We start from the raw sequence: 19,594 nt of genomic DNA on the forward strand, positions 1-19,594 counted from the left end.
TCATTCCCCGACGGGCGACTGCGTCGGTGTGTGCAGTCTGTCCAGGGTCTTGCCCTTCCCCAGATACATGTGCACACCGCAGGGCAGGCACGGGTCGAAGCTGCGCACCGTGCGCATGACGTCGATGCCCTTGAAGTTCTCCCGGCTGTTCTCCTCGAAGATCGGTTGACCCTGCACCGCGTCCTCGTAGGGGCCGGGCGTGCCGTAGCTGTCGCGCGGGTTGGCGTTCCACGGGGTGGGCGGGTACGGGTGGTAGTTGGCGATCTTGCCGTTCCGGATCACCAGGTGGTGGCTGAGCACACCGCGCACGGCCTCGGTGAAGCCGCAACCGATGGCCTCGTCGGGCACGTCGAACTTCTCCCAGGTCTTGGTGCGTCCGGCGCGGATTTCCGTTAACGCCTTCTCGGCGAAGTGCAGCGCGCACGCCGCGGCGTAGGCCTGGAAGTAGGTGCGGGCCCGGTCGCGTTCGATCGTGTTGCTGCCGTACTGGGGGATCTTCCACTCCAGCTCGACCGGGCCCTTCAGCGCGGTCTTGGGCAGGTTGATCTTGACGCTGTTGCCGGTCGCCTTGACGTAGTCGATGTCGACGAGGCCGGCCAGCGCCGTCGCCCACAGCCGCGCAAGCGGCCCGCCGCCGGTGTCCAGCGCCAGGTGGTCCTTGCCGTCGAACCAGCGCGGCGACATCACCCAGCTGTACTTGCCGCCGTCCATGTCCCGCTTCTGCGGGTGCGGGTTGGTGTGCTGGTTCCACGGGTGGCGCCGGTCCACCGCGTTGCCCAGCGGATCGGTCTTGACGAACATCTCCTGGTCGGTCCAGTCATCGTAATACGAACTGCCCAAAAGGATCCGGATGCCCAGGTTGATGTCCACCAGCGAGTGGGTGAGCAGCTTGCCGTCGACCACCACGCCCGGGGTGACGAACATTGCGTTGCCCCAGCGCTCCATGTCCTTGTACTCGAAGTTGCACACCTCGGGGTCCTGGAAGGAGCCCCAGCAGCCCAGCAGCGTGCGGCGCAGGCCGACCTTGTCGTAGCCGGGCAGCGCGTCGTAGAAGAAGTCGAACAGGTCGTCGTGCATCGGCACGACCTTCTTCATGAACTCGACGTAGCGCATCAGCCGGCTCATGTAGTCGGTCATCAGCTGGATGGTCGCGACGGTGCCCACCCCGCCCGGGTACAGCGTGGACGGGTGCACGTGGCGACCCTCCATGAGGCAGAACATCTCTCGCGTCCAGCGGCTGACCTGTAGCGCCTCGCGGTAGAACTCGCCGCTGAACGGGTTGAGCGAGCGCATGATGTCGGCGATCGTCCTGTACCCGTGCGCGTCCGCGTGCGGCGCCGGGGTCTTTTCCGCCAGCGACAGCACGCTCGGGTTGGTCTCGGCGACCATCTTCTCGCAGAAGTCCACCCCGACCAGGTTCTCCTGAAAGATGTTGTGGTCGAACATATATTCCGCGGCCTCGCCGAGGTTGACGATCCACTCGCCGAGGTGCGGCGGCTTGACCCCGTACGCCATGTTCTGCGCGTAGCACGAACACGTCGCGTGGTTATCGCCGCAGATGCCGCAGATGCGGCTGGTGATGAAGTGGGCGTCGCGAGGGTCCTTGCCCTTCATGAAGATCGAGTAGCCGCGGAAGATCGACGAGGTGCTGTGGCACTCGACGACTTCCTTGTTCTCGAAATCGATCTTGGTGTAGATGCCCAGGCTGCCCACGATCCTGGTGATCGGGTCCCAGGCCATGTCGACCAGCTGGCCGGGTTCCCGCTTGGCGTGTGTGGGCTCGGGAATGATGGTTGTCATCGCACTGCTACTCTCCGCCCGAGGGGCTGCTGGATGAATGTGCTGCTGTCTGAAGGGAAAAGCGACGCGGCGCCACCCACCAGGGGCCTACCAGGTTCTGCGGGCTCCGGTGGTGAGCTGGTTGCCGTTGTGGCGCCAGCGCGGCTCCTTGTCCAGCGTGTGCTCGGTGATGCCCCGCAGGCTGCGGATCAGGGTCCCGTACAGGCCCGACGCCGTGCTGGAGAACTTGCCGCCCGGCGGCTCGTCCATGAACGGCATGAACTTGTCCGGGAAGCCCGGCATGGTGCATCCGATGCAGATGCCGCCGACGTTCGGGCAACCACCGACACCGTTGATCCATCCGCGCTTGGGCACGTTGCATTTCACGACCGGGCCCCAACACCCAAGTTTGACAATGCATTTCGGCGACCCGTACTCGGTGGCGAAATCACCCTGCTCGTAGTAGCCGGCCCGGTCGCACCCCTCGTGCACGGTGTTGCCGAACAGCCATTGGGGCCGTAGCGCGTCGTCGAGTGGGATCATCGGCGCCTGGCCGGTCGCCATGTAGAGCAGGTAGGTCAGCGTCTCGGACAGGTTGTCCGGCTGGATCGGGCAGCCCGGAACGCACACGATCGGGATGCCCGCCTTGCTCTTCCAATTCCAGCCGAGGTAGTCGGGCACGCCCATCGCACCGGTCGGATTGCCGGCCATCGCGTGGATGCCGCCGTAGGTGGCGCACGTCCCGACCGCGACGACCGCGGTGGCCTTGGGCGTCAGCCGGTCGAGCCACTCGCTGGTGGTCATCGGCTGGTTGGTGGCCGGGTCGTTGCCGAACCCGCACCAGTAGCCCTCGTCCTTGATCTTCTCGTTGGGAATGGATCCTTCGACGACGAGCACGAAGGGCTCCAATTCGCCGCGATCAGCCTTGAAGAACCACTCGAGGAAGTCGTCCGCCCCTCCGCTGGGTCCGCATTCGAAGTCGATCAAGGGCCAGTGCACGGCGACCTTCGGGAGGCCGGGGAGCGCCCCGAGCGCGATCTCCTCGACGCTGGGCTGGGTGGCGGCAGTCAACGCCACCGAATCGCCGTCACAACTTAGCCCCGCGTTGATCCAGAGAACGTGGATCAATGTTTCTTCCGCTTTGACTGCTGCTTCCGTTGGCATGCTGCAGCTTTCCGGGGCGGGCTGAAGCCCCTGACGCCGCCGGAGTCGACCGTCGGCCCACTTGCGCGGCGCTCTTTTTGGGTCTACGCCTGCCGTCAGGAGTTGTCAACGGTTCCCCGGCTCGAGGCGACCCCACAAACGTTGCATAGGCTTTCTTACCAGGTTCAGTTCCGCTGTTTAACAACGGATTTCGAGTGGTCGCCGCAATCGATGACGGGTCGGTGAACCGGACCGAAATAGTTGGCCCATCTAGGTCTTAATGCAAGTCGTTCGCAAGAGTGCGGGCCGGAAATCGACTGCCCCACACTGACGCCGGACTCAGGCCCCGGTATCGTGGGCGAACCGTCGCAGCCACCCGAACCACGCGTCCATGCCGGCTCCGGTGCGTGCGCTGACCGGCAGGATCGTCGCGGTGATGTTGACCTGACGCACGTGTGCGACGTACGCGTCCACGTCGACGTCCAGATGGGGGATCAGATCAATTTTGTTGAGGAGCACCACATCAACCGATCGAAACATTACCGGGTATTTCAGCGGCTTGTCCTCGCCCTCGGTCACGGAATAGACCATGGCCTTGGCGTGCTCACCGACGTCGAACTCCGCCGGGCAGACCAGGTTGCCGACGTTCTCGATGATCACCAGGTCCAGTCCGGGCAGGTCGAGGCCCGGCAGCGCGCGGTTGACCATGGGCGCGTCGAGGTGGCATTCACCGCCAAACCCGTTGCTGGTGTTGAGCAGTGACACCTGGGCGCCGCGGCCGCTGAGCTTGGCCGCGTCCAGGTCGGTGGCGATGTCGCCTTCGATCACCCCGATCGCGAGCTCACCGGCGAGCTCGTCGAGCGTGGCCTGCAGGATGGTCGTCTTTCCCGATCCCGGTGAGCTCATCAGGTTGAGGGTGCGGATCCCGTTGCCGTCGAACGCCGCCCGGTTGGTGTCGGCGAGAATGTCGTTCTCGGCGAAGATCGCCTCCAGCACGTCGATGCGCTGTTTGCCGGTCTGGTAGCGACTGTGATCCCCGTGTTCGTGGTGGGGGTGGTCGTGCTCGTGGCTGTGCACGGTTCCGTCGTCGTGCCGGTGAAACCTACCCACGGTCAAATCCATTCATGGAGAACGCCTTTCACGAGACGTCGAGCGACGTCACCAGGAACTCGTTGCCGCGGAGCACCTCGACGTCGGGGCTGTCGCACCACGGACACCAGATGGACCAGGCCGACGTGATCTCCGACCGCCGGTCGCACGCGCGGCAGCGCACCTCGGCGCCGACGCACTCGAGTTCCAGCTCGGCGTCCGGCATGTCCTCCGAGTCCCGCACGAGCGTCCAACAGAACGACAGCGATTCCGGCACCACCTGCCGCAGGGCCCCGATCCGCACGCGCACCACGTCGACGTGCCGGCCGTCGGCGTGCGCCTTGACGACACCGGCGATCGCCTCGCACAGCGACAGCTCATGCATCGCCGATCACCGGCGTCCCGCGGGCAGGCCCATGAGGACTTTTCTACACCCGAATCGTGGTCATGGGGCCACACCTCGGGCCGGCCGGTCAGCTGGCGGTTTCGGCCTCGAGAGCCGGGGACGTCCACTTTTCTTCGATGCGGCCGTAGCGCCAGACGAGCAGGGCCACCGCCCAGGTAAGGACGAACATGCCGACGACGACGAAGCCGACGGTGTTGAGGTCGAGGCCGCCCAGCCATTCCCACAGCGGGCCCCGCCAGCCCAGCTGGCCGGCGAACAGGCCCAGCAGCTCGACGCTGCCGATCACCAGCGCGACGGCCACCGACAACGCGGTGATGGTGATGTTGTAGTAGATCTTGCGCACCGGGTTGGAAAAGGCCCAGCCGTAGGCGAAGTTCATGAACGAACCGTCAATGGTGTCCAGCAGGCACATGCCGGCGGTGAACAACACGGGCAGGCACAGGATGGCGTACCAGGGCAGCCCGGCCGCCGCGCTGGTGCCCGCCAGCACCAGCAGCGCGATCTCGGTGGCGGTGTCGAAGCCGAGCCCGAACAGCAGCCCGACCGGGTACAGGTGCCAGGACTTGGTGATCGATTTGGTGAAGCGGCCGAAGAACCGGTTGACCAGCCCCCGGTTGTCCAGTTGCTGTTCCAGCTCCGCCCCGTCTTTTTCCGGGTCGTAGTCGCCGCGGCGCAATCGCGCGAACACGCGCAGGATGCCGACCAGCACGACGACGTTGAGGACGGCGATCAAATACAGGAACACGCCCGAGACGCTGGTGCCGATGAGGCCGGTGTAATGATGCAGCGTCGACGAGTCGTCCTCGACCGGCCCGACGATGGCCCTGACGCCGGTCGTCAGCAGCAGCGCCAGCGCGAAGACCACCGTCGAGTGGCCCAGCGAGAAGAAGAAGCCGGCGGCCAGCGGACGCTGCCCGTCGGCCATCAGCTTGCGGGTGGTGTTGTCGATGGCGGCGATGTGATCGGCGTCGAAGGCGTGCCGCATGCCCAGGGTGTAGGCCGCCAGCCCGACGCCGATGCCAAACGCCTTGCCGCCCAAGCTGAGCCGCGCGGGATCCACGATCAACACCAGGGTCAGCCAGCCGACCAGATGCAGCGCGACGATCACCGTCAGCATCGATCCCAACCGCCACCACTCGGCCGGCGCCAGGGCGCCATGCAGCCTGGCCAACCCTGACCGCCCGGAAGCGAGCCCACTGGTCATGTCCGTCCTTCCGGCGTCGGGCAGAAGGCAACAGCCACGACTGTAGGGTCGTTGGCGCGCTGGATGCAAGCGACTTGCAGGAACCGTCGGGGCGCCGTTGCCCGGTTGCACTGGCAATCTCGGGGGTCCGGCGCGACACTGAACGGGTGACCCCCAAGCCGTCGGCCCTTGACCCCGCCGCCACCGAGCGGATCGGGGAGTTCCTGCGCGCCCGCGGGCTGCGGCGGATGGCGTCGCGCATTCAGGTGCTCGCCGTGCTCGAACCGGTCAACGGGCACCTGGCGGTGGCCGAGATCCACCAGCGGGTGCGGGCGTGCCTGCCGCCGGGCACCCAGCCGCCGGACCTGGCGACCATCTACCGCACGGTGACCACCCTGGTCGATCAGGGGGTGTTGCACGCGTTGACCCTCGACGGCGGCGTCACCACCTACGGGCTGGCCACCGCCCCCCACCACCACGCGGTGTGCACGCAATGCGGCTCGATCATCGAGGTGCCGGCGCGGCAGCTGAGCTCGGCGCTCGAGCACGCGATGGCGGGCAGTTCCTTCGCGCTGTCGGACGCGGCCGGGCTGACGCTGCGCGGCCTGTGCCCGCGGTGCCAGCGCCGCTGACTCGGTCCCGATGGTGGCGACCCGCCGCGCCCGGCTGGGACGTTGCTGCCGCGCTTGCGGTCGCCACTAGTGCAGGCCCAGCAGCGCGTTTTCGACCACCTCGGGCAGCGCCGGATGGATCCAGTACTGCCCGCGCGCCATCTCGGCGGCGGTGAGCCCGAAGCTCATCGCCTGGATCAGCGGCTGGATGATCGACGACGCCTGATGGCCCATGATGTGCGCGCCCAACAGGCAGCCGCTGTTGCGCTCGGCGATGAGCTTGACGATTCCGGTGGTGTCTTCCATCGCCCAGCCGTAGGCGACGTCACCGTAGTCCTGTATCGCGACCGAGATGTCGAATCCCCGTGCGACAGCCTGGTTTTCGGTCAATCCCACGGTTGCCAGCTGGGGGTCGGTGAACACCGCGGAGGGGACGAAGCGGTGGTCGGTCACGGCCATCGACTCGGTGTCGTCCCAGTCGCACAGCAGGTTGTGTTGCACGACGCGGGCCTCGTGGTTGGCGACGTGCTTGAGCAGATAGGGCGACGACACGTCGCCGAGCGCGAAAACGCCGCGCGCCGAGGTCCGTTGGTATTCGTCGACCACAACCCGGCCGTTCTCGACGTCGACGCCGGCCTGTTCGGCATCCAGCAGGTCGGCGTTGGACACCCGGCCGGTCGCGACCAGCAGCAGGTCGGCGTTGACCGTGCAGCCGTCGTCGAGTTCCAGCGCGACACCGGAGCCGCTGTTCGCGGCGTGCGTGACCTTGCGGTGGGTGCGCAGCTCCCACTTGGTGGACGCGATGCGGGTGAACCGTTCGCAGATGGTGTCGTCGCAATGCCGCAGCATGCAGCCGCCGCGGATGACGATGGTGACCCGCACGCCGAGGGCGGAGAAGATGTGCGCGAATTCGGCTGCCACAAAGCCGCTTCCGATGATCGCGACGTGCTCGGGCAGCTCGGCGATCCGCATGACGGTGTCGCTGGTGTGATACGCGACGCCCGACGCCAGGATCGCCGGCGGGATCGCCGGGCGGGAGCCCGCCGCGATCACCACCTGATCGGCGGTGAATTCCTCACCCGCGTCGGTGCGTAACAGGTAGCGGCCGTCGGGCTGCACGGGGCCGAACCGGGTGTGCCGGCGATACACGTCGATGTTGGGCGCCGAGCGCCGATAGTCCTCGCCGCTGAGCGCGATCGGATCGATCCGTCCGAAGACGCGCGAGACGATGTCGTCCCAGCGCACCCGGTCGACGTGGGCGTCGATGCCGTAGCGCGCCGCGTCCCGCACCGTGTTGGCGACCTCGGCGGCGTAGACGAACATCTTGGTGGGAATGCAGCCGACATTCAGGCAGGTGCCGCCGAAGGTGCCCTGCTCGCAGATCGCCGCCCGCTTGGCGGCGTAGCGATCGTCGAGAATGCTGTTGCCCGAACCCGTTCCGATGATCGCGATGTCATACGTCTCCACGCTGTCACCCTTTCCCGGACGGTGCCGGCGCGTCGGTGTTGTCGCTGCTGAGGTAGTCGTCCAGCCACAGGTCCAGTTGCCGATACGCCGCCTCGCGCGGCCGCGCCAGCGACAAGAACACGTCGTGTTTGGCGTCGGCCACCGGAACGATGGTGGTGTGGTTCCCGATGCAGCCGGCCCACCTGGCGATCTGGGCGACGTCGAGAACTGCGTCGCCGCAGTGCATGGAGGCGGGGTCGCCGCTTTCTCGCACGCTGTGATCCGAACGCAGGATCAGGTTCGGCACACCGACGTCGAGCCCGCGATGCAGCCGGGCCTGGCCGCGGCGGATGGCGTGCAACCAGCCCAGGGTGATCGGGAAGCCGCCCACCGGTTTCCACTGCAGGTTGTAGTCGAACTCGCCGTGGTAGTCGCGGTGCAGAGTGGTGCCGTAACCGCCGTCGGTGGGCGAGCGGACCACGCCCTTGGACCGGACCCGCGACAGGCCGGCGATCAGCGCCGAGGTCGCCGAAAGCCGCAGCAACGCCGGGCCGTGCAGGTCCAGAAACGGGCTGTTGAGCACCAGGCCGCCGACGCCGGCGTGCGCCGTCGCATCGCGCCGGCGCAGCCGGTCCAGCCACAACGACACGATGAGCCCGCCCGAGGAATGGCCGTACACGAGGATTTTGGCGGGCCGGCCCCGCTCGCGGATGGCCGACAGCGCGCGTTCGAGTTCGGCGTCATAGCGGGCGAGGTCGGTGATGAAGTGCGGGGTCTGGCCGTCGCGGCGCGACCGGCCGCACTTCTGTAAATCCAGCGCATAGAAGGCAAAGCCGCGATCGGCGAAGTGATCGGCCAGCTCGGTGTTGAAGAAGTAGTCGGTGTAGCCGTGCACGGCCAGGACCGCATGATCGGCTCCGGTGGGCTCGCCGCGCCGGATCAGCGTCGCGACGATATCGCCCTCGCCGACCGGATCGGACCCGAGCGGGATCGTGCGCTGCCAATAGCCGGGCAGCACGTCGGGCAGCCAGCCAGTCACGGGGCCAGCTTAGAGCTTTTGCTGGTGACGGGCGGGCCGCACGCCGTCAGCGCCCACGTCGCGTCGGGATAACCTGGGACGGTGCCAGGGCTAGCCAGGACCGACGTCGCGCTGATCGGCGCCGGCATCATGAGCGCGACGCTGGGCGCGTTGCTGCGGCGCCTGGAGCCGGGCTGGTCGATCACCGTGATCGAGCGGCTGGACGCCGTCGCCGCCGAAAGCAGCGGCCCCTGGAACAACGCCGGCACCGGGCACTCCGCGCTGTGCGAGCTGAACTACACCCCGCAGAACCCCGACGGCTCGATCGACATCACCAAGGCGGTCCGCATCAACGAGCAGTTCCAGGTGACCCGGCAGTTCTGGGCCTACGCCGTCGAGAATGGCGTCCTGACCGATCGCGGCTTCCTCAACCCCGTCCCGCACGTCAGCTTCGTGCGCGGGGCGGCCCGCGTCGACTATCTGCGGCGGCGCCAGCGGGCGCTGGCCGGCAACCCGCTGTTCGCGCGCACCGAATTGATCGACGACGCGGACGAGTTCGCCCGCCGGCTGCCGTTGATGGCCGCCAAGCGCGACTTCGCCGAGCCGACCGCGCTCAACTGGGCCGCCGACGGCACCGACGTCGACTTCGGTGCGCTGTCGCGACAGCTCATCGGCTTTTGCGTGCGGGGCGGCGCCACCGCGCTGTTCGGTCATGAGGTCCGCGGCCTGACCCGCCGGCCCGACGGCGGCTGGACGCTGCTGATCCGTAACCGCCGCACCGGCGAAAAGCACCGGCTGAACGCCAAATTCGTGTTCGTCGGCGCCGGCGGTGACGCGCTGCCGCTGCTGCAGAAGTCCGGCATCAAGGAGGTCAGGGGCTTCGCCGGCTTCCCGATCGGCGGCCGGTTCCTGCGCGCCGACAACCCGGCGCTGGTTGCCGCGCACCGCGCCAAGGTGTACGGCGTGCCGGCGCCGGGCGCCCCACCGCTCGGCGCGCTGCACCTGGACCTGCGGCTCGTCAACGGCAAGTCGTGGCTGGTGTTCGGCCCGTACGCCGGCTGGTCGCCGAAGTTTTTGAAGCACGGCCGCATCAGCGATCTGCCCCGCTCGGTCAGGCCGGACAACCTGGTGTCGATGCTCGGTGTCGGGGCCACCCAGGCGGCGCTGGTCAGGTATCTGATCGGCCAGCTGCGGCTCTCCAAACGCGACCGGGTGCGCGCGCTGCGCGAATTCGCGCCCAGCGCAGTCGATTCCGACTGGCAGCTGACGGTGGCCGGTCAGCGGGTGCAGGTGATCCGGCGGGACGGGCGCAGGGGCGGGGTGCTCGACTTCAACACCACCGTGCTGGGCGCCGCCGACGGCAGCATCGCCGGGCTGCTGGGAGCCTCCCCGGGCGCGTCGACCGCCGTGCCGGCCATGATCGAGGTGCTGCAGCGATGCTTCCCCGACCGCTACCGCTCCTGGCTGCCCACGCTCAAGGAGATGGTGCCGTCGCTGGGATGTGAGCTGTCGCGGGAGCCCGCGCTGTTCGACGAGGTGTGGTCGTGGGGCACGAAAGCATTGGGGCTGGCCGCATGACCGAAGCACTGCGCCGCGCCTGGTCCAAAGACCTCGACGCCCCAACCCTCTACGAGCTGCTCAAGCTGCGGGTCGAAGTATTCGTCGTCGAACAGGCCTGCCCGTACCCGGAGCTGGACGGGCGCGACCTGCTCGCCGAAACCCGGCATTTCTGGCTGGAGACGCCCGACGGCGAGGTGATCTGCACCCTCCGGTTGATGGAGGAGCACGCCGGCGGCGAGAAGGCGTTCCGGATCGGGCGGCTGTGCACCCAGCGCAGCGCCCGCGGCCAGGGCCACACCACCCGGCTGTTGCGCGCCGCGCTGGCCGAGGTCGGCGACTACCCGTGCCGGATCGACGCCCAGACCTACCTGGCCGACATGTACGCCCAGCACGGGTTTGTCCGCGACGGCGACGATTTCGTGGATGGCGGCGTTCCGCACGTGCCCATGCTCAAGCCCTCACGCCTAGCTCTCCCCCTCGCCGCTTCGCAGCTGGGGGTGCCCCCACCTCAGGCGGAGCAGCCGTGAAGCCCTATCCGTTCAGCGCGATCGTCGGGCACGATCAACTGCGGCTCGCGCTGCTGTTGTGCGCCGTGCGCCCAGAAATCGGCGGCGCGCTCGTCCGCGGCGAGAAGGGCACCGCCAAGTCGACGGCCGTGCGCGGGCTGGCGGCGCTGCTGGCAGTCGCGACCGGGGGCGACGCGGGGTTAGTCGAAATGCCCTTGGGCGCAACCGAAGACCGCGTGATCGGCTCGTTGGACCTGCAGCGGGTGCTGCGCGACGGCGAGCACGCGTTCTCACCGGGACTGCTGGCTCGCGCACACGGCGGCGTGCTCTACGTCGACGAGGTCAACCTGCTGCACGATCACCTGGTCGACGTGCTGCTCGACGCCGCGGCGATGGGCCGGGTCCACATCGAACGCGACGGCATCTCCCATTCGCACGAGGCCCGGTTCGTGCTGATCGGCACGATGAATCCCGAGGAGGGCGAGCTGCGCCCGCAACTGCTGGACCGGTTCGGCCTCACCGTCGACGTGCACGCGTCGCGCGACGTCGACGTGCGGGCGCGGGTGATCCGGCAGCGACTGGCCTACGAGGCCGACCCGGACGCGTTCGCGCAGCGCTACGCCGACGCCGACGCCGAGCTGGCCCGGCGGATCGCCGCGGCGCGCGCCCTCGTCGATCAGGTGGTGTTGCCGGACAACGAGTTACGCCGCATCGCGGCGTTGTGCGCGGCGTTCGACGTCGACGGCATGCGGGCCGATCTGGTGGTGGCCCGCACGGCCGCCGCGCACGCCGCCTGGCGCGGCGCGCACACCGTCGAGGAGCAGGACATCCGGGTGGCGGCCGAACTGGCGTTGCCGCACCGGCGCCGCCGCGACCCGTTCGACGACCCCGGCATCGATCGCGACCAGCTGGACGAGGCCCTGGCGCGCGCCGGGGCCGAAGACCCGCCACCCGAGCCCGACCCCGATCCCGACCCGCCGGGCGGCGGCGGCCAGGCCGCTGACATGGTTGCGCCGCAACCCAACTCGCGGTCATCGAGCAAGCCCAGCGCGCCGCCGTCGAAAACCTTCCGCGCCCGGGCGCTGACCGTCCCGGGGGTCGGCGAGGGCGCACCGGGACGACGGTCGCGGGCCCGCAACACCTCCGGCAGCGTGGTGGCGGCCGCCGACCCGAGCGACACCGGCTCCGGCGCGCACGGGCTGCACCTGTTCGCCACCTTGCTGTCGGCCGCCGAGCGCGCCGGGGCGGGACCGTTGCGGCCGACGGCGGAGGACGTGCGCCGGGCCATCCGCGAGGGACGCGAAGGCAATCTGGTGATCTTCGTGGTCGACGCGTCGGGTTCGATGGCCGCCCGGGATCGCATGGCCGCGGTCGGCGGGGCCACCCTGTCGCTGCTGCGCGACGCCTACCAGCGCCGCGACAAGGTCGCGGTGATCACGTTCCGCCAACGGGAGGCGCGGCTGCTGCTCCCGCCGACATCGTCGGCGCACATCGCCGGCCGGCGACTGGCCCGATTCGACACCGGCGGCAAGACCCCGCTGGCCGAGGGCCTGCTGGCCGCGCGTGAGCTGATTGTCCGGGAAAGGGCCCGTGACCGCGCGCGGCGTCCCCTGGTGGTGGTGCTCACCGACGGTCGCGCCACCGCCGGGCCGGACCCGTTGCGCCGCAGTCGGATTGCTGCGGCGCGGCTGCGCGCCGAGGGCGCCGCCGCGGTGGTCGTGGACTGCGAGACGTCGTATGTGCGGCTGGGATTGGCCCGCCAACTCGCCGACCAGCTCGGCGCGCCGGCCATCCGGCTGGAGCAGCTGCACGCCGACCACCTGACGCGGGCCGTGCGCGGCGTGGCCTGAGGTATCCTCATATGCCACAAGGCAATCCGCTGCAAGTCCCCGACGACGGCCTGACCACCCGCGCCCGGCGCCACACGCCGGTGCTCGCGGTGCACACCGGCGCGGGCAAGGGGAAGTCGACGGCGGCGTTCGGAATGGCGTTGCGCGCGTGGAACGCCGGTCTCAACGTGGCGGTCTTCCAGTTCGTCAAGAGCGCCAAGTGGAAGGTGGGCGAGGAGGCGGCCTTCGCCCAACTCGGCCAGCTCCACGATGAGCAAGGCATCGGCGGGGCCGTCGAATGGCACAAGATGGGCGCGGGCTGGTCCTGGACGCGCAAGGCGGGCAGCGAGGTCGATCACGCCGCGGCCGCCGCGGACGGCTGGGCCGAGATCACCCGCCGCCTGGCCGCCCAACGCCACGACTTCTACGTGCTCGACGAATTCACCTATCCCCTGAAGTGGGGCTGGGTCGACGTCGACGACGTCGTGGACGCCCTGCTGGCGCGGCCCGGCCACCAGCACGTCGTCATCACCGGACGCGATGCCCCGCCGCGGCTGGTCGAGGCCGCCGACCTGGTCACCGAGATGACCAAGGTCAAGCACCCGATGGACGCGGGCCGCAAGGGCCAGAAGGGCATCGAGTGGTGACTTCCTCCCGCGAGCGTGCGTGTCTGTACGGCGACACGCCGCCCAGCCTGTCATTCTGCGCACGCTCGCGGTACAAGGTAGCTGGGTGGGTGGGGTGGTGACCCAGGTTCCCGCGGTGGTTGTGGGTGCGCCCGCGTCGGGGAGCGGGAAGACCACGGTCGCAACGGGTTTGATCGGGGCCCTGCGCGGCGCCGGCCACACGGTGGCGCCATTCAAGGTCGGCCCCGACTTCATCGACCCCGGCTACCACGCCCTGGCCGCCGGGCGGCCAGGGCGCAACCTCGACCCGGTGCTGGTGGGGGAACGGCTCATCGGGCCGCTATACTCCCACGGCGCCGGCGGGGCGGACATCGCCGTGATCGAGGGTGTGATGGGGCTGTTCGACGGGCGCATCGGCCCCACCCCGGCCGGCCCCGCCGCGGGCTCCACCGCGCACGTCGCCGGCCTGCTGGGTGCTCCGGTAATCCTGGTGGTCGACGCGCGCGGCCAGAGCCACAGCATTGCCGCGCTGCTGCACGGGTTTTCGACGTTCGACGCCGCGACCCGGATCGCCGGTGTGATCCTCAACCGGGTCGGATCGCCCAGGCACGAGCGGGTGCTGCGCCAGGCCTGCGAACGGGCCGGTGTCCCGGTGTTGGGCGCCATTCCGCGCACCGCCGAATTGGAGCTGCCGACAAGGCATCTGGGCCTGGTCACGGCCATCGAGTACGGCCGCCGCGCGCGGGCCGCAGTCGAGGCGATGACCGCCCTGGTTGCTCGGCACGTCGACCTGGCCGCCGTGGTGGCCGCCGCCGCCAGCAGGCTCGCCGCAACGCCGTGGGACCCGGCGGCGGCGGTGGGGGAGCCGCCGGGCGTCCACGCCACCGTGGCCATGGCGGCCGGAAAGGCGTTCAGCTTCGGCTACGCGGAACACGCCGAGCTGCTGCGGGCCGCCGGTGCCGACGTGGTCGAGTTCGATCCGCTCGTCGACCCGTTGCCCGACGGCACCGACGCGGTGCTGCTGCCCGGCGGTTTCCCCGAACAGTTCACCGCCGAGCTGGCCGCCAACGACGTCGTCCGCCGCCAGATCAACGAGCTGGCCGCCGCCGGCGCCCCGGTGCATGCCGAATGTGCCGGGCTCGTCTACCTGGCTTCCGAACTCGACGGGCACCCGATGTGCGGGGTGCTGGCCGGATCGGCACGGTTCACCCCGCGCCTCACCCTGGCGTACCGCGACGCCGTCGCCGCGGCCGATTCGCCGCTGTATTCGGTCGGCCGGCGGGTTGTTGGGCACGAATTCCACCGAACCGCAGTCACTTTCACCGAGAGCTACCAGCCCGCATGGGTCTACCGAGGCGACGGCGCGGAGACCGTGCGAGACGGCGCCGTGCACGCCGGCGTCCACGCGTCGTATGTGCACACTCACCCGGCCGCGGCGCCCGAGGCGGTGGCGCGCTTCGTCGCCCACGCCGCGACGGCCCGCCGGCGAGCGTAACGCCACTGCGAAAAATCCGGCGGCGAATCGCAGTGGCGTTACGTTCGCGGAGCCGAGATCGGTAGACATTAGGCTTGGCGGGTGACCGAGAGCCCCTACCTGGTCGGACTGCGGCTGGCCGGCAAGAAGGTCGTCGTGGTCGGCGGGGGCACTGTCGCGCAGCGCCGGTTGCCCTTGCTCATCACCAGCGGCGCGGACGTGCACGTCATCTCGCGCAGCGTCACCCGGGCCGTCGAGGCGATGAACGGAATCACCCTGTCCGTGCGCGAATACCGCGACGGCGACCTCGAAGGGGCCTGGTACGCGATCGCGGCCACCGACGACGCGGAAGTGAACGCGGCCGTGGTCGCCGAGGCCGAACGCCGCCAAGTCTTTTGCGTCCGTGCCGACATCGCCGCCGAGGGGACCGCGGTGACACCGGCGTCCTTCAGCTACGCGGGGTTGTCGGTGGGGGTGCTGGCCGGCGGCGAACACCGCCGGTCGGCGGCCATCCGGTCGGCCATCCGGGAAGCCCTGCAGCGCGGCGTCATCACCGGAGGCAGCGAGAGCGACGACGTCGTCAAGGGCGGGGTGGCGCTGGTCGGCGGCGGTCCCGGCGACCCCGAACTGATCACCGTGCGCGGCCGCCGCCTGCTCGCCCAGGCCGACGTGGTGGTCGCCGACCGGCTCGCGCCGCCCGAATTGCTCGCCGAGCTGCCGCCCCACGTGGAAGTCATCGACGCCGCCAAGATCCCGTATGGGCGTGCCATGGCCCAGGAGGCGATCAACGACGTCATGATCGAACGGGCCCGGTCCGGGCGCTTCGTGGTCCGCCTCAAGGGCGGCGACCCCTTCGTCTTCGCGCGGGGTTATGAGGAAGTGTTGGCGTGCGCCGAGGCCGGAATCCCGGTGACCGTGGTGCCCGGTGTGACGAGCGCCATAGGCGTGCCCGCGTTGGCGGGCGTCCCGGTCACTCATCGGGCGATAAATCACGAATTCGTGGTGGTCAGCGGTCATATCGCGCCCGGGCATCCCGAATCGTTAGTGAATTGGGACGCATTGGCTGCAATGACGGGCACCATCGTCCTGCTGATGGCGGTCGAACGCATCGAGCTGTTCGTCGACGTCCTCCTGAAAGGCGGCCGACCTGCGGATACGCCGGTGTTGGTGGTCCAGCACGGGGCGACGCCCGCTCAACAAACGCTGCGGGCTACGCTGGCCGACACGCCCGAGAAAATCCGCGCGGAGGGGATCCGACCTCCCGCGATCATCGTTATCGGGGCCGTAGTGGGCCTTAGAAAGGGCCCAAGTGGCGTTCGGGGTTTAAACGATTCTTAAGATTACTGTAAGGTAACTCGTTATGACGGCTCTCAACGACTCAGAGCGGGCGGTCCACAACTGGACATCTGCCCGCCCCGATCGTCCGGCCCCGATGCGCACGACGCACTCGGCGGAGACCGCCTCACAACGCATTGGCAGGTATTACCCGACTTGGCTGCCCTCCCGTCGCTTCATCGCCGCGGTCGTCGCGATCGGCGGTATGCAGCTGCTGGCGACCATGGACAGCACCGTCGCCATCGTCGCGCTTCCCAAGATTCAGAACGAGCTGAGCCTGTCTGACGCCGGCCGGAGCTGGGTCATCACCGCGTACGTGTTGACCTTCGGCGGGTTGATGCTGCTCGGCGGGCGCCTCGGTGACACCATCGGGCGCAAGCGCACCTTCATCGTCGGGGTCGCACTGTTCACCATCTCGTCGGTGCTGTGCGCCGTGGCCTGGGACGAGGCGACGATGGTCATCGCCCGGCTCTCGCAGGGCATCGGGTCGGCCATCGCGTCGCCGACCGGCCTCGCGCTGGTCGCGACCACCTTCCCCAAGGGTCCGGCGCGCAACGCGGCGACGGCGGTGTTCGCCGCGATGACCGCGGTCGGCTCGGTGGTGGGCCTGGTGGTCGGCGGGGCGCTGACCGAGGTGTCGTGGCGGCTGGCGTTCCTGGTGAACGTGCCGATCGGGCTGGTGATGATCTACCTGGCCCGCACCGCGCTGCGGGAGACCAACAGGGAGCGGATGAAGCTCGATGCCGCGGGGGCCATGCTGGCCACGCTGGCGTGCACCGCCGCCGTTTTCGCGTTCTCGATGGGCCCGGAAAAGGGCTGGATTTCGATCACCACCATCGGTTCGGGTCTGGTCGCCGTGGCGGCCGCCATCGCGTTCGCCGTGGTGGAGCGCACCGCCGAAAACCCCGTCGTGCCGTTTCACCTGTTCCGCGACCGCAACCGGCTGCTCACGTTCACCGCGATCCTGCTGGCCGGCGGCGTCATGTTCAGCCTGACGGTGTGCATGGGCCTGTACGTGCAGGACATCTTGGGCTACAGCGCGCTGCACGCGGGCGTCAGCTTCATCCCGTTCGTCATCGCGATGGGAATCGGCCTGGGTGTGTCCTCGCAGCTGGTGTCGCGGTTCTCACCGCGGGTGTTGACCATCGGCGGCGGGATCCTGCTGCTGGGGGCGATGCTGTACGGCTCCGCGTTCGTCCACCGCGGCATCCCGTATTTCCCCGGCCTGGCGGTGCTCATCGTGGTCGGCAGCGTCGGTATCGGCATGGTCGTCGTCCCGCTCACGCTGTCGGCGATCGCCGGCGTCGGCTTCGACCAGATCGGCCCGGTGTCGGCGATCGCGCTGATGGCGCAGAGCCTCGGCGGGCCGCTGGTGCTGGCCGTCATCCAGGCCGTCATCACCTCGCGCACGCTGTACCTGGGCGGCACCACCGGCCCGGTGAAGTTCATGAACGACCTGCAGCTGCATGCGCTCGACCACGGCTACACCTACGGCCTGCTCTGGGTGGCCGGAGTGGCCGTCATGGTCGGTGGTGCGGCGCTGTTCATCGGCTACACCCCTGCGCAGGTCGCCCACGCGCAGGAAGTCAAGGAAGCGATCGACGCCGGGGAGCTGTAGCTCCCCCTGGCCTCAATGCGCCCGTGAGCGCGGGGTCCGAAACCGGCACTACCGGGTGTCGCCCGCCCCAATCGTCCGCAGCGGCGCGAAGAGTCACCGAGCCTGTAATTTTGCAGGCCCCCACTCGCACTTCCTCTGCAGATTTACCGGCTCGGCGTCGGCGCCACGCGGTCATGGCGGCAGCGGCCCGCGGCGTCCTCCGGCTAGGCTGGCCCGCTGTGATCACCCGGATGTCCGAGCTGTTCCTGCGCACCCTGCGTGATGACCCCGCCGACGCCGAAGTGCCCAGCCACAAACTGCTGATCCGGGCCGGCTACATCCGGCCCGTCGCGCCCGGGCTCTACAGCTGGCTGCCCCTCGGGTTGCGGGTGCTGCGCAAGATCGAACGCGTGGTCCGCGAGGAGATGAACGCGATCGGCGGGCAGGAGATCCTGTTCCCGGCCCTGCTGCCACGCGCGCCGTACGAGACCACGAACCGGTGGACCGAATACGGCGAGAGCGTGTTTCGGCTGCAGGACCGCCGCGGCAACGACTACCTGCTGGGCCCGACGCACGAAGAGGTCTTCACCCTGACCGTCAAGGGCGAATACAGCTCCTACAAGGACTTTCCGCTGGTGCTGTACCAAATCCAGAACAAATACCGCGACGAGGCGCGGCCGCGGGCGGGCATCCTGCGCGTGCGGGAGTTCCTGATGAAGGACTCCTACTCCTTCGACATCGACGACGCCGGGCTCAAGGCCGCCTACCACGCGCACCGCGAGGCCTATCAGCGCATCTTCTCCCGGCTCCGGGTGCGCTACGTCATCGTGTCCGCGGTGTCGGGCGCGATGGGCGGCAGCGCGTCCGAGGAATTCTTGGCCGAAAGCCCCGTCGGTGAGGACACGTTCGTCCGGTGCCTGGAATCCGGGTACGCGGCCAACGTCGAGGCCGTCGTGACCGCCCGCCCCGAGGCCCGGTCGATCGACGGGCTGCCCGAGGCGAAGGTCTACGACACCGGCGACACCCCGACCATCGCCACCCTGGTGGACTGGGCCAACGGGGCCGGTCTTGGCCGCACCGTCACCGCGTCCGACACGCTGAAGAACGTCCTGCTCAAGGTTCGCCAGCCCGGCGGGGACTGGGAGCTGCTGGCGATCGGGCTGCCGGGCGACCGGGAGGTCGACGACAAGAGGCTGGGCGCGGCGCTCGAACCGGCCGAGCACGCGTTGCTCGACGACGCCGACTTCGCCAGGAACCCGTTCCTGGTGAAGGGCTATATCGGGCCAAAGGCATTGCGCGACAACGGTGTTCGCTACCTTGTCGACCCGCGGGTGGTGGACGGCACCAGCTGGATCACCGGGGCCGATGAGCCCGGCCGCCATGTGGTGGGGCTGGTGGCCGGCCGGGATTTCACCGCCGACGGCACCATCGAGGCCGCCGAGGTGCGCGACGGCGATTTGTCGCCGGACCGTGCTGGTCCATTGGTGTCGGCGCGCGGCATCGAGATCGCGCACATCTTCCAGCTCGGCCGCAAATACACCGACGCCTTCGCCGCCGACGTGCTCGGCGAGGACGGCAAGCCGGTGCGGCTGACCATGGGCTCCTACGGCCTCGGGGTGTCGCGGATGGTGGCCGTCATCGCCGAGCAGCACCACGACGAGCTGGGCCTGCGCTGGCCGCCGGCGGTCGCGCCGTTCGACGTGCATCTGGTGATCGCCAACAAGGACGCCGAAGCTCGCGCCGGCGCCACCGCCCTGGCCGGCGAGCTGGACCGGCTGGGCGTCGAGGTGCTGCTGGACGACCGGCAGGCCTCGCCCGGGGTGAAGTTCAAGGACGCCGAGCTGCTGGGTGTGCCGTGGATCGTCGTGGTGGGGCGCGGCTGGGCGGACGGCGTGGTCGAGCTGCGCGACCGCTTCGGCGGGGAAACCCGCCAGCTGACCGCCGGGGCCTCGCTGGCCACCGACATCGCCGCGGTGCTGACCGGTTAGCGGG

General features: G+C 69.1%; 16 protein-coding genes. 9 read left to right on the forward strand and 7 right to left on the reverse strand.

Translation table 11 applies throughout. The annotated features are described in order from the left end of the window. From K3U93_RS08340 to nicT, 5 genes are all read right to left on the reverse strand, one after another. Complete coding sequence (locus K3U93_RS08340; RefSeq protein ID WP_083010002.1) at positions 1 to 1,800, reverse strand: nickel-dependent hydrogenase large subunit; 1,800 nt, start codon at positions 1,798 to 1,800, stop codon at positions 1 to 3. 87 nt (positions 1,801 to 1,887) lie between these two features. Next, positions 1,888 to 2,943 (reverse strand): NADH-quinone oxidoreductase subunit B family protein, encoded by a 1,056-nt coding sequence (locus K3U93_RS08345; RefSeq protein ID WP_083010003.1) that lies wholly within the window; start codon positions 2,941 to 2,943, stop codon positions 1,888 to 1,890. A 318-nt stretch (positions 2,944 to 3,261) separates the two neighbouring features. Then, positions 3,262 to 4,032, reverse strand: a complete 771-nt coding sequence (hypB, locus tag K3U93_RS08350) for a hydrogenase nickel incorporation protein HypB (protein ID WP_083010064.1) — start codon at positions 4,030 to 4,032, stop codon at positions 3,262 to 3,264. A gap of 28 nt (positions 4,033 to 4,060) precedes the next feature. Then, positions 4,061 to 4,396, reverse strand: coding sequence for a hydrogenase maturation nickel metallochaperone HypA (locus K3U93_RS08355; RefSeq protein ID WP_083010004.1), 336 nt, complete (start codon positions 4,394 to 4,396; stop codon positions 4,061 to 4,063). Positions 4,397 to 4,484: 88 nt separating this feature from the next. Beyond that, positions 4,485 to 5,621, reverse strand: a complete 1,137-nt coding sequence (gene nicT / locus K3U93_RS08360) for a Nickel transporter NicT (RefSeq protein WP_083010005.1) — start codon at positions 5,619 to 5,621, stop codon at positions 4,485 to 4,487. Positions 5,622 to 5,767: 146 nt separating this feature from the next. Between nicT and K3U93_RS08365 the strand changes: the two genes are divergently transcribed. Continuing rightward, positions 5,768 to 6,232, forward strand: coding sequence for a Fur family transcriptional regulator (locus tag K3U93_RS08365; protein WP_083010006.1), 465 nt, complete (start codon positions 5,768 to 5,770; stop codon positions 6,230 to 6,232). 66 nt (positions 6,233 to 6,298) lie between these two features. Here the strand turns inward: K3U93_RS08365 and mtr are convergent, their stop codons facing one another. Both mtr and K3U93_RS08375 read right to left on the reverse strand, forming a co-directional pair. Further along, positions 6,299 to 7,678, reverse strand: coding sequence for a mycothione reductase (gene mtr / locus K3U93_RS08370; protein ID WP_071510231.1), 1,380 nt, complete (start codon positions 7,676 to 7,678; stop codon positions 6,299 to 6,301). A 4-nt stretch (positions 7,679 to 7,682) separates the two neighbouring features. Then, complete coding sequence (locus tag K3U93_RS08375) at positions 7,683 to 8,696, reverse strand: alpha/beta hydrolase (RefSeq protein WP_139796827.1); 1,014 nt, start codon at positions 8,694 to 8,696, stop codon at positions 7,683 to 7,685. Positions 8,697 to 8,777: 81 nt separating this feature from the next. Here K3U93_RS08375 and mqo point away from each other — a divergent pair, with 81 nt between their 5' ends. From mqo to K3U93_RS08415, 8 genes are all read left to right on the forward strand, one after another. Further along, positions 8,778 to 10,253, forward strand: a complete 1,476-nt coding sequence (gene mqo / locus K3U93_RS08380; protein ID WP_139796828.1) for a malate dehydrogenase (quinone) — start codon at positions 8,778 to 8,780, stop codon at positions 10,251 to 10,253. After that, positions 10,250 to 10,762 (forward strand): GNAT family N-acetyltransferase, encoded by a 513-nt coding sequence (locus K3U93_RS08385; protein ID WP_083010007.1) that lies wholly within the window; start codon positions 10,250 to 10,252, stop codon positions 10,760 to 10,762. Before mqo ends, K3U93_RS08385 begins: the two co-directional genes overlap by 4 nt. Continuing rightward, on the forward strand, positions 10,759 to 12,591 hold the full coding sequence (locus tag K3U93_RS08390) for a magnesium chelatase subunit D family protein (RefSeq protein ID WP_071510230.1): 1,833 nt from the start codon (positions 10,759 to 10,761) through the stop codon (positions 12,589 to 12,591). The genes K3U93_RS08385 and K3U93_RS08390 overlap by 4 nt, the downstream gene beginning before the upstream one ends. Positions 12,592 to 12,602: 11 nt before the next feature. Further along, the gene (gene cobO, locus K3U93_RS08395) at positions 12,603 to 13,217 is read left to right on the forward strand and encodes a cob(I)yrinic acid a,c-diamide adenosyltransferase (RefSeq protein WP_083010008.1); all 615 of its coding nucleotides are present in this window, start codon (positions 12,603 to 12,605) and stop codon (positions 13,215 to 13,217) included. A gap of 97 nt (positions 13,218 to 13,314) precedes the next feature. Next, positions 13,315 to 14,691, forward strand: a complete 1,377-nt coding sequence (locus K3U93_RS08400) for a cobyrinic acid a,c-diamide synthase CobB (protein ID WP_139796840.1) — start codon at positions 13,315 to 13,317, stop codon at positions 14,689 to 14,691. Positions 14,692 to 14,772: 81 nt separating this feature from the next. Continuing rightward, positions 14,773 to 16,008 (forward strand): uroporphyrinogen-III C-methyltransferase, encoded by a 1,236-nt coding sequence (gene cobA / locus K3U93_RS08405; protein WP_083010009.1) that lies wholly within the window; start codon positions 14,773 to 14,775, stop codon positions 16,006 to 16,008. Between the two features lie 22 nt (positions 16,009 to 16,030). Continuing rightward, a complete protein-coding gene (locus K3U93_RS08410; protein WP_071510226.1) occupies positions 16,031 to 17,623 on the forward strand; it encodes an MFS transporter in 1,593 nt (530 codons plus the stop codon). A 218-nt stretch (positions 17,624 to 17,841) separates the two neighbouring features. Continuing rightward, positions 17,842 to 19,590 (forward strand): proline--tRNA ligase, encoded by a 1,749-nt coding sequence (locus tag K3U93_RS08415; RefSeq protein ID WP_071510225.1) that lies wholly within the window; start codon positions 17,842 to 17,844, stop codon positions 19,588 to 19,590. Positions 19,591 to 19,594: the final 4 nt, after the last annotated feature.

This window comes from Mycobacterium malmoense (genome assembly GCF_019645855.1).
GTDB classification, from domain to species: Bacteria; Actinomycetota; Actinomycetes; order Mycobacteriales; family Mycobacteriaceae; genus Mycobacterium; species Mycobacterium malmoense.